At 45.4% G+C, this 1,622-nt stretch carries 1 protein-coding gene; it reads right to left on the bottom strand.

Annotated elements, in window-relative coordinates:
- Positions 1-199: 199 nt before the first annotated feature.
- On the bottom strand, positions 200-1,567 hold the full coding sequence (locus JWJ90_RS22620) for a transposase (RefSeq protein WP_205229480.1): 1,368 nt from the start codon (positions 1,565-1,567) through the stop codon (positions 200-202).
- Positions 1,568-1,622 lie beyond the last annotated feature (55 nt).

Below are 1,622 nucleotides of genomic sequence, written 5' to 3'. Positions count from 1 at the left end.
CCCCACTCTAATGGCACAAGAAGCGGCTTTGTAGTGTGTAAATCGCCTCAAATTCATGACGGGCATGCGGCAACAGAAGCAATCGGATAATTTCAGGGATTATTGACGAAAAAGCGTATTTTTTAGGCGCACTTATCCATCCGTTCTTGCCCGCAATTTTCAGACAAGAAACCTGATCTTTGAAAATTTAAGTGCCCCGTTACCTCGATAGCGGAACTTGCTTATGCTCCAGCAGGGATCGATAAAGCTCCTCCATTGTCTGGATGCTAAATTCATGGAATTTGCTCCGTACCTTCTCCCACAAGGATCGTTTGCTTTTCCATTCCTTCCATGCAGCATTGAAAAGAGGGCAACACAACTGCAGGATCTGGTCAACTAAAAAAGCTAACATAGTCAAGAAGATGAACACCTCTGACAAGTGCTTCTTGCCCAAACCGTAATTGTGGCCAAAATGGTACCCTTGGTTCTTCAGTGTATTGAAGGTCTCGTTTTCTATTTTCCAGCGGGCTCGGGCTCCCCGCATGAACAGATACACATTATCTTCTGTGACATCTAGGTCGGTAACCCAGCTGAAACGCTGAATTTTTCCTGTTTTTGTATTCTCCTCCCAGTACTCGACAAAGGTGACTCGACGTTCCTGGTTAGATTTGTTGAGCGGGGCGTCATAGACGATGCGAAAATAATGCAGGCTCTCTTTTTTGTCCTTATCAGCAACAACCAGTTCGATCGCCTCTCCGGTTTCGGCCGCACGGTCGACGTGCTGAAAGAGAAATTTATGGTCTCCCTCTTTGACGCCGAGGATGTAATGACAGGCATACTGCTCAAGGTCGTCAATATGTGGCGCATTGGAGCTCAGAGCGTCTTCGTTAATAATAACCTTGAGATGCGGATGATCTTGACGAAATTTTTCCAGGAATCGTTTGATGGCGTTGCGTTCACAGTCCATCTTTGTCTGGCCGTCCTGTTTCCGGATTACTTCGGGGCACAGGGGGATGACCTCTTTAAAATTGGGATGAACAATGGCAGCTCCAACCGCTTGCAGGTAATAGGTACGTTTGCCGTTCTTATGGATTTTTTCCATGCATGCATCGCTATAGAGCTTATTTGAAGAAAAGTATCCAGTTCCGTCGAGATTAAGAAGATAACTGTCCTGCATAAAAACCATCTGTTCGAGCATTTTACCTCGTTGCAGCTGCCTGAATGCATCTTTGAACAATGGTCTGAGGTCATTGGGGTCGACGTCGTCTAATATTTCACGCATGGATGTATCGCAGGGTATGCTTCCCATGCCATATATGGTCATGAGATTATGCGGCGCTGTCATTCTCCGCTCATCAAAGGCAAGTAAAGAGGGATCTTTGAGAGAAAACATGGCGAAGCCTGCCATGATTGTATCCCCAAGGGAATGCTGAACATTGCCTGGACGGTGGTCTTGAATTTTGTCAAAGCCGTTTTTCATGGTCGTGATAAGAGCATCGCTATTCAAATGTTTACGTATGGTAATCTTTTCCATCCGTGCGATATCTCTCTTGCGTGTTTTTACGATGGTTGTAATTTGATTCGCCATGACGCCTCCTTGTAAGTTACTGTTTTTCTTACAAAAAGGCGAAAATCGCTAACTC

The organism is Desulfobulbus rhabdoformis (assembly GCF_016919065.1).
Lineage (GTDB): Bacteria > Desulfobacterota > Desulfobulbia > Desulfobulbales > Desulfobulbaceae > Desulfobulbus > Desulfobulbus rhabdoformis.
This window is presented reverse-complemented; position numbering and strand designations above follow the sequence as displayed.